The sequence below is a fragment of the Kitasatospora sp. NPDC088742 genome, from assembly GCF_055584905.1.
The window spans coordinates 110,179-119,402 of sequence record NZ_JBVJLD010000024.1; the positions used below are offsets into that span (position 1 = coordinate 110,179).

The window sequence follows — 9,224 nt, forward strand, 5'->3', positions numbered from 1 at the left end:
TCGGAGCCCACGGTGCCGCCAGAGCCGAACCCGGCCACGCTCTACCCCGACGTGGCCGAGCACGGGAGCCTCGCCGCCGCGCTCCGGACCCTGTGCCCGGCGCTCGACCTGGCCTCCCCGGCCGCGGACCCGCTGCGCCAGGCCACCGTCTCCGGCCCCCTCCCGCACCGGAAGTCGCTGGCCGTCTCCGCGCACCCCTCCGAACGCCGTTGGAGCGTCACCGCGTTCGGCAGCAACGGCCTGCTGCTCTCGGGCCGCACGGACGACCTCGGCCACCTCCCGCCCGTGGTCGAGGCCTGGGCCCGAGGGGACTCCCTCGACGCGATCGCCGCGGCCGCGCACTTCGAGGTCCTCAGTGGGCGACCGGAGGTGACGGACGGCACCACCGCCGAGCTCGTCGCCGCCGAGTGGGTGTGGCTGCTGAAGCAGGCCCGGGACGCGGACTGGCCCGAGCACCTGGCGCTGGTCGAAGCGGCCCACGCCGCACCCGAGTTGCGAGAGCTCTACCCGTACACCAGCCACTGGGCCCTCAGCTTCGCGCCCGCACCCGACACCGCCCCCGACGTCCCGCCGTTCCTCTCCCTGCTGGCCCCGCACGAGACACGGCTCTACACCGTCAAGGAGACCTGGAACGGCCCGACGCTCGCCCAGGTCGACACCCCGGCCGCGGCGGTCGCCTTCGCAGTCGCGAGGCTCCCCGGCTGGCGCACTCTCGTCTCGCTGCTCTGAGGCCACGACGGAAACGCCGAACGGCCCGCCGGTCACGGGGACCGACGGGCCGTCAGACGGCGGACGTGCCTACTTCAGGCCGGTGTTGATGGCGCTGACCAGCTCACCGTTGGAGGTGTCGCCGCTGAACTCCCAGAAGAAGGCGCCCTTCAGGCCCTGCGACTTCGTCCAGGCCATCTTGGAGTTGATGGTGGCGGGGGTGTCGTAGCTCCACCAGTTGGTGCCGCAGTGGGCGTAGGCGGTGCCGGCGACCGTGCCGGTGGCGGGGCAGGTGTTCTTGAGGACCTTGTAGTCCTCGATGCCGGTCTCGTAGGTGCCGGCCGCCGCGCCGGTGGCGGTGCCGCCCGGGGCGGACTGGGTGACGCCGGTCCAGCCGCGGCCGTAGAAGCCGATGCCGAGCAGCAGCTTGCTCGCGGGGACGCCGATGGACCTGTACTTGGCGATGGCCTCGGCGGAGCTGAAGCCGGCCTTCGGGATGCCGTCGTACGAGGTGAGCGGGGAGTGCGGGGCGGTCGGGCCCTTGGCGTTCCAGGCTCCGAAGAAGTCGTACGTCATGACGTTGAACCAGTTCATGTACTGGGCGCCGCCCGCGTAGTCGGCCTTGTCGATGTTGCCGCCGGTGGAGGCGTCGGCGGAGACGGCCGCGGTGATCAGGTCGTTGCCGAACTCGCCGCGCATCGCCTGCATCATCTTCTTGAAGGAGTCGGCGCCGCTGGTGTCACAGCTCAGACCGCAGGCGTTGGGGTACTCCCAGTCCAGGTCGATGCCGTCGAAGACGTCGGCCCAGCGCGGGTCCTCGACCAGGTCGTGGCAGGACTTGGCGAAGGCGGCCGGGTTCTGCATCGCCTGGCCGAAGCCGCCGGACCAGGTCCAGCCGCCGAAGGACCAGATCACCTTGATGTGGGGGTACAGCTGCTTGAGCTTGCGCAGCTGGTTGAAGTTGCCGCGCAGCGGCTGGTCCCAGGTGTCGGCCTTGCCGTCCACCGAGAGGTCGGCGGTGTAGGCACGGTCGTAGTCGGCGTAGGCGTCGCCGATGGTGCACTTGCCGCCCTGGACGTTGCCGAAGGCGTAGTTGATGTGGGTGATCTTGGCGGCGGAGCCGGAGGTCACCAGGTTCTTCACGTGGTAGTTGCGGCCGTAGACGCCCCAGTTGGTGAAGTACCCGAGCTTGACCTTGTCACCCGGGTCGATCACGGTGCCGGCGGTCCTGATGGCGCCGGCCGCGCTGGCCGGGCCGGTCAGGTCCTCGGTGTCGCGGGCGACCACGGTGTAGCCGTACGTCGTACCGGCCGTCAGGCCGCTGTCGGCGTAGGTGAGTCCGGCGACGGTGGCGATCTTCACGCCGTCCCGGAAGAGGTCGTAGTTCTTGACCCCGGCGTCGTCGGTGGCGGCGCCCCAGGTGACCTTGAGTGAGGTCTCCAGGACGTCGGAGCCGGTCGGGGTGCCGGGGGCGGAGGGGGCCTTGTTGCCGCCCGGGGTCTCGGTGCCGTCGCAGGAGCCGCCGTTGAGCTTGCAGCCGCTGGGGCTGCCGGGGCCGACGCCGTTGAAGCCGAAGGTGGCGGTGGCGCCGGGGGCCAGGGTGCCGTTCCAGCCCTTGTCCTTGGCGGTCCAGTGGGTGCCGGTGTTGGTGACGGTGGCGTCCCAGGCGGAGCCGACGCTGGTGCCGGCGGGGAAGTCCCACTCGACGGTCCAGGAGGTGAGCTGGGTGGTGCCGGTGTTCTTGATGGTCCACGAGCCGCCGAAGCCGCTGCCCCAGTCGGAGCCCTTCGCGAAGGTGGCGGTGGCCGAGGTGGCCGCCTGGGCCGGGGTGGACAGGCCGACGACGGCGGCCAACGGAAGCACCAGCGCGGTCAGGCCGGCCGCGGCCGGCCTGAACCTGCTTCTGGGCATGGTGGTTCGAGTGCTCAACGGGGCTCCTCGACGTGGGGGAACGGACGAAGGGGGTGGGGAGTCCGAGCGAGCCGCACGGCCGTCGCGGCTGCTCCGCCGACCTTAGAAAGGTCCGTACCAACTCGTCAATAGGTCCAGACCACTTGACCTTTACTCCTGCTTTGCCGTCCCCCGTGCGCCCTGACGGACCGCCAGCACGGCACCGCCCGGGCCCGTTCCGGAATTCCGTGGCCCGCTCGACCGGGGGGAGGGAATGGCGGAAAATCGGGCTGCGGACACTGCGGATCCCCCTTTCCAGCCGGAGAAGCGACTGCTCAACGGGGCCGCCGGAATTCCCGTGAATCACCCCCGCGCACCGAACGGGCACCGGATGAATGCGAACCGGCCCCGCATTCACCCGCCCTGACGGCCCCTCGGCCGGCCCGCTCCGCCGGTGCCCCGGTGGAGCGGACTGTCCGTCCGAGCCGCTAGCTTTGCCGCAACACCGCACGGAGTGTCCGACTCCCTCCGTCTCTGCGGTGGTTTTCGACGACTTGACACGTACGTGGCACGAGATCGAGGTGTGAAGCGCATGGGCTGGCTTGCGGCTGGCGAGGGGTACGAAATATCCCTGGTGGAGGGCAAGGTGACGGCACGTTCGACGTCCGGACGGGCAGCGGGGCGGGAGTTGAAGACCCTGCCGAAGGCGGTCCGCGAGCATCCGGAGACCGAGAAGCTGCGCCGCTTCGCCGAATGGCTGGACCGGCACGCCGCCTCCTGCGTGGCCCAGGCGGACGCCTGGATGGTCTCCTCACTGCCCGTCCCGACCGGGCTGCTGGCCGAGGTCTGGCCGGACGCCGCCTGGCAGGCGGCGCTGCGCGACCTGGTGGTGGTCGGCGCGGACGAGACCGAGGTCGGTCTGCTCCGCGACGTGACCGCCGAGGGCGAGCTGCGGCTGGTGGACCTGGACGGCGAGACCGTCCGGATCTCCCCCGCCACCGTCACCTTCCCGCACCCGGTACTGCTGCCGGACCTGGACGATTTGCGCGAGTTCGCCGCCGAGCTCGGGGTGACGCAGGGCGTGGAGCAGATCCACCGCGCCACCTGGGAGCGCCCGGACGGGCTCGCCGAGAACGCCACCGAGGTGCGGGAGTTCGCGGGCGGCAAGTTCCCGTCCCGCTTCGGCCTGGCCGCCCGCGCCACCGCGCTCGGCTACAAGGTGACCGGCGGCTACGCCTCGTCCCGGATCCGGGACGGGCTGCGCACCGTGGAGGCCAACGTCTGGATCGGCGAGCCCTACTGGGACGGCGACTCGGAGACCGGCGGGCTGAGCTGGCACGGCGAGGACGGCCGGGCGCTGCCGCTGCGCGAGGTCGGCGCGGTGGCCTGGTCGGAGGGGATGCGGATGGCCGCGGCGCTGTACGCCGGCCGTTCCGTGCAGCAGGAGGGCGAGGAAGCGTGAGCGGGACCACCACGAAGGACGGCGGGGCGTTGACCGAGGACACGGTGCAGACCCAAGGTCGGATACTGACCCCGGCTCAGGCCGAGGAGCTGCTGCTGGCCGGTGCGGTGCTGCCGCCCGGCACCGAGGGCGCGGGCCGCCGCGCGGTGCCGCTGACCGCGCGCACCTACCACCACCCAGCCGTCGACGGCCGGATCGTGGTCCGCCTGGTCCCGGCCGAGCTGGGCACCGCCGAGGACCTGGCGGCCGGCTACCTCGGCCTGGAGCCGCAGGGCGAGCCGGCCGATGTCGGCCTCGGCCTGCGCCAGGCGCTCGGCTTCCCGGAGTGGGTGCTCGCCCACCACCCGGCGGACGGGCACCACGCGCTGGGCGTGATGCCGGAGTTGGAGCGGATCGCCCGGCAGGCCAAGTCCAAGCCGAAGGCCGCACTGGACGCCTACCAGGAGCTGGCCGGTCGCCTCGCGGCCGCCGTGCCGCACTTCCTGCCCACCTTCTACGAGCAGGCCGGCCGGGTCTTCCTCGGGGTGGAGAACGTCACCTACGCCTCGCAGATGTTCACCAAGGCCCGCCGCGCCGAGGCGCAGCACGGCCTGGCTCTGGACGAGGAGCGCCTCGACGCGGTCTTCCTGGAGTTCGCCCTGGCGGGCGCGCTGCCCGTCAAGGTGCTCGCCGGGTACGGCAAGGAGCTGGCCGCCCGGGTGCCGGCCCCGGAGGCGTTCGAGCGCTTCCGCGAGCTGTGCGTGCGCCGCACGGCCGGTGGCCTGCAGCCCTCGGCGCAGATGGCGACCGACCTGCGCCGCCTGGCCAAGGCGGCGGGGGCCGACCCGGACGCGGCGGAGGGCGAGTACCTGGCCGAGCTGCTGGAGCTGCCGGCCACCCTGCGGGCGGCGGGCGGCTGGTGGAAGGGCCACCGCTCCGCGCTGATCGCGCTGGCGCGGCGGGACGAAGCGGTGCGCGGCCGGCTGCTGGACCTGATGCCGACCGGCGACGACCGCGAACTCCCGGGCCTGTGGCTGGAGATCCTCGCCGAGTCGGGCGCGGACGCGGGCCTGGTGGACGGTGCGCTGCCCGAGGGGCGGCGCCCGGCCGACGGCGCGGCGGGCTGGTTCCGCCGGTTCACCGCCTGGCGGGACCGCGGCTGGCGCCGGGTCTCCCGGATCCCGGCGCTGTACGCGCTGGTGGAGCGGATGGCCGGGCAGCTGCGGGCCGAGCTCGCGGGCACCGGGGAGACGCTGCCGCTGGTGCTGGCCGACGTCGACCTGGCGGACCAACTCCTGGCGCTGGGGCTCCCGTTGGAGGAGCCGCAGGAGAACGCCGGGCTGCTCCTGGAGGAGTGGGCGCAGGAGGACGAGGGCCGCCGCGACCTGCTGGCGCTCGCCGCCGACGAGCGCTTCCACCCCGCGTTCCGCCAGGGTCTGAACCGGATCTCGGACGACCACGAGGGCCGGACGGCCCTCTCGGTGCTGGCCGCCTCCCCGGGTGGCCGCCCGCTGCTGGCGGAGTGGGCGGCGACGGTGGCCAGGGCCTCGGCGGCCGCCGGGCTGCCGGGGCTGCCGACCGCGCTCTCCCGGCTCGGCTGGCTGCCGGGCGAGGTGCTCGCGCTGGCCGAGGAGGAGGTGCGGGCGGCGGCCGCCTTCGACCTCGGGGAGACCGTCGCCGAGGCGCTGCGGACCGGCATCATGGACGAACTGGGCTGGGACGCCTGGGACTCGGCCACCTCGGAGCTGGTGCCGCGCAAGGACGTGGACGGGATCATCGTCGCGGACGCGTGGCCGTACCTGATCGCGGCCGGCCCGTCCCAGGCCCGGGTGCTGGGCGCCGACGGCGCCGTGCTCGTGCACGACCTGCGGATCCCGGCCGGTGACGCCAACGACCGGGACCGGGGCTACCTCTACACCGACGGCTCGCTGCTGGTGCAGTGGGAGTCGCGGGCCAACAACCACCGTTCCGCCGGCTACTGGCACACCTCCGCCGACCGGACCTTCACCTTCGGCGAGCGCACCGAGACCCGCGGCATGCGGACCACCTGGCTGGGCGCCCTGCGCAGCCACGGACTGCCGCTGGCCGGCGGCGGGTTCACCACCGGCATGGGCGTCGTCCAGGTCGGCGACACCGCCCTGCCGGGCGACCGGTGGATCATCTCCGACGGCACCTCGTGCTGGGTCTGGGAGGACCCGGGCGGCACGGACCCGTACACCTGGTTCGAGTACGACCCCGCGAGCAACACCACCGGCCGCGCCTCGCTGCCCGCCTTCCTGGCCGACTCCGCCAAGGGCGATCCGGCCGGCACCCGCCGGGTGTCCGGCTGGCTGCTGCCGGAGCCGGACGCCGTCGCGGGGCCGTCCTGCGGCCCGGCCGGCGGCCTGGTCGGCTGGCGCTCCGTCAAGCTGGCGGACGGCCGGTTCCGGGGCGAGGACATGGCGGGCCGTCAGGTCTTCCTGCCCGGGGACACCGAGGCGCCCGACGCGCTGGTGGTCTTCCCGGGTGCCGAGCGGCCGGTCGCCGTGGTGCGCAGCAGCTACCGGGCCAAGCTGCTCCGGGAGGACGGCGGCCTGCTGGCCGAGCTGCGCACGGACGACGTGCCGGGCGAGTTCGCCGAGGGCACGCCGCTGCTGCCCCCGCTGCGGTACTGGCACCACCTGCGCCCGCGCGACGAGGCGGGCTCGCTCGCCCTGCGCGCGATGGACCGGGGCACCGCCTCCTCGCTGCTGAAGGCCGCCGTGGCGGCGGACGGCGACCGGCCGGGCGACCTCCAGGCCGTCCTGGCCGTCCTGCTGCCGCAGGTGACGCACCCGGCGCTGCGGGCCGGCCTGGCCGGCGTGCTGCGCTACGCCGCCCGCCAGCAGAGCGTGCTGGACCAGGTGGCGGCGCGGCTCACCGAGCAGCTGGACGGCGGACCGTCCGTGCTCGCGCCGAGCGGTCCGGCCGACGTGGAGGTCTCGGCGGCGCTCAGCGGCACCGGGCTGCTGTCCCGTTGGTGGGGCCGGCACGCGACCCACTACGTGGCGGGCCAGTTCGCCTTCCTGAACGCGGCCGCCCGTCCGGAGTCGCTCGCCGCGCCGGCCGGTGCCCTGCACGTGGACTGCCCCGACGCGCCCTACGAGTCGGTGGGCTGGCTGCAGCTGCCGGAGCTCGGCGAGATCGCCGCGCTGCGGGCCGCCACCGCGCTGGACCCGGAGCAGCGGGAGGCCGCCGCCTGGTTCGCCGGGCAGCTGGCCGGGCTGGGCCTGACCGGCTCGGCTCCGCTGTGGCGCAAGGCCGTGCTGGAGCTGACGGGCAGTCACCTGCTCGGCTCCGGCGGCGACCACCGGAGCGGCACCGACGACACGCTGCTGGCGCTCGGCGGCGGAGCGTTCCTGCTGTTCGCCGACACCGACCAGCTGACGGACGGTTCGACCGTCTCCACCGTGCTGTTCCACGACCCGGCGCAGCGCTTCGAGGTGCCCGCGCCGTACACCGTCCGCTCGATCGGCGAGGTCGGCACCGGCGGCACCGGCCGTCCTGAGACCGCCGTGTCGTCGGTCCTGGAGCTGGCGGCCGAGCGCGGCCCGGCGCCGTGGCGGCCGGAGGCAGCCGAGCGGTTCGCCGAACTGACCGGCGTCACCCCGACCCTGGCCACCCTGGTGGTGGCGGGGCTGCCCGAGGTGGACTCGCAGGAGCGGAACTTCCTGGCCGCCGGGACCCGCGCCGTGCTCGGGCTGAAGGTGGCCGAGGCCGCCGTGGCCCGGGACGAGCTGCGGGCGGTGCCGACGGCGACCCGTCAGCACCTGGTCCGAGCCCTGCTGCCGGCCGACCCGGCCGCGCTCTGGGCGGACGGTCCGGACGTGGAGGCCGTCGCGGCGGTCTGGGTCGGGGCGCTCGGCCGCCGGCTGGCGGTGCCGGAGGCGCTGCTGGCCGAGGCGGTCAAGGGCCTGCGCACCCCGTGGGTGGCCGGCAAGGCGCTAGCGGCGGTCCTGGAGCCGGACGCGGCGCAGGAGTTGACCAGGGACCTGGACTGGACGGTGCGCGGCGACCGCTGCGTCCCGGCCGAGCAGGGCCTGACCGGCTTCACCGCCGACGTGCTGACCGGCGCGGTGGCCACCGCCGCCTGGCTGGCCCACCGGCTGCCCGCCGGCGACCCGCTGCGCGCCGCCCTGCCGGCCGCGCTGGCCGCCGTCCGGGCCCGGCTGGCCCACCCGGGGCTGATCCTGGACTTCGGACGGTACGTCAGCCTGCCGGACTTCAAGAAGTCGGCGGGCGCGCCGACCGAGGTCGGCGAGGGCTACGAGCGCTACGGCGCGGTCATCATGGCCACCCACGACAGCCAGCCCGCGCCGGGCATCCGCACGGCGCTGCTGGACGCGGCGGGCCAGGACCCGTACCTGCCGGTGCTGCGCGGCGACGGCGGGCCGTTCGCCGCCGAGGTGGCGCTGCGGCTGGCCGCCTCGCCGGACTTCGCCGCGCTGCTGGCCGACCCGGGCGCCCCGGCGGCCGGCGAGACGGGCGCGGACGGCACCTGGTGGCCGCAGGACCCGTCCCGTTCGGTGCCCGACCTGGTGGCCGAGGTGCGTGCCGCGCACGGGCTGGGCGAGGACGCGGCGGTGCTCTACCTGATGCTGCTCGCGATGCCGGACCCGACGGACAAGAACACCGCCCGCTGGACCGGCTGGCGCCCGGCCCGGCTGAAGGCCGCGCGGGCCGAACTGGCCGCCACCGAGCTGGTGGTGACGGCCACCCGGACCAGGGCGGGCCGCTCGCTCTTCCTGCCCGGCGCCTGGACCGAGCGCCGCAGCCCGCACGTGCCGCTGGAGAGCTGGAAGCTCCCGCTGCTCGGCGAGCTCGCGGCGGAGGACGTGCCGCTCGGCGTCCTGGTGCCGAGCGCGCCGGTGGCCGAGCTGTACCGCCGGGCCTGGCGGCGGATCCAGGACGGCGACCTGCCGCGCTTCGAGGAGCTCAAGGTGAAGCGCGCCGGCCGGCGCCGCTGACCCTCCGTCACCCCCTTGGGGGGGGGGGGGGGGCCCCCCCCCCCCCCCCCCCCCCCCCCCCCCCCCCCCCCAAACCCCCCCCCCCCCCCCCCCCCCCCCCCCCCCCCCCCCCCCCCCCCCCCCCCCACCCCCCCCCCCCCCCCCCCCCCCCGGCCCCCCACCCCCCCCCCCCCCCCGCCCGCCCCCACCCCCCCCCCCCC

At 75.0% G+C, this 9,224-nt stretch carries 4 protein-coding genes; 3 read left to right on the forward strand and 1 reads right to left on the reverse strand.

All coding sequences use genetic code 11. The features are described from left to right. Positions 1 to 12: 12 nt before the first annotated feature. Positions 13 to 729, forward strand: a complete 717-nt coding sequence (locus ACZ6ZR_RS20225) for a DUF6193 family natural product biosynthesis protein (RefSeq protein WP_465644144.1) — start codon at positions 13 to 15, stop codon at positions 727 to 729. A 69-nt stretch (positions 730 to 798) separates the two neighbouring features. On the opposite strand, the gene ACZ6ZR_RS20230 is transcribed toward ACZ6ZR_RS20225, so the two are convergent. After that, positions 799 to 2,619 carry a glycosyl hydrolase family 18 protein gene (locus tag ACZ6ZR_RS20230; RefSeq protein WP_465644149.1) on the reverse strand — a complete coding sequence of 607 codons (1,821 nt, stop codon included), beginning with the start codon at positions 2,617 to 2,619 and terminating at the stop codon, positions 799 to 801. Positions 2,620 to 3,190: 571 nt separating this feature from the next. Between ACZ6ZR_RS20230 and ACZ6ZR_RS20235 the strand changes: the two genes are divergently transcribed. Both ACZ6ZR_RS20235 and ACZ6ZR_RS20240 read left to right on the forward strand, forming a co-directional pair. Next, positions 3,191 to 4,060 (forward strand): DUF4132 domain-containing protein, encoded by an 870-nt coding sequence (locus ACZ6ZR_RS20235; RefSeq protein WP_465644146.1) that lies wholly within the window; start codon positions 3,191 to 3,193, stop codon positions 4,058 to 4,060. Between the two features lie 44 nt (positions 4,061 to 4,104). Continuing rightward, positions 4,105 to 9,024 (forward strand): DNA-binding protein, encoded by a 4,920-nt coding sequence (locus tag ACZ6ZR_RS20240; protein ID WP_465644151.1) that lies wholly within the window; start codon positions 4,105 to 4,107, stop codon positions 9,022 to 9,024. Positions 9,025 to 9,224: the final 200 nt, after the last annotated feature.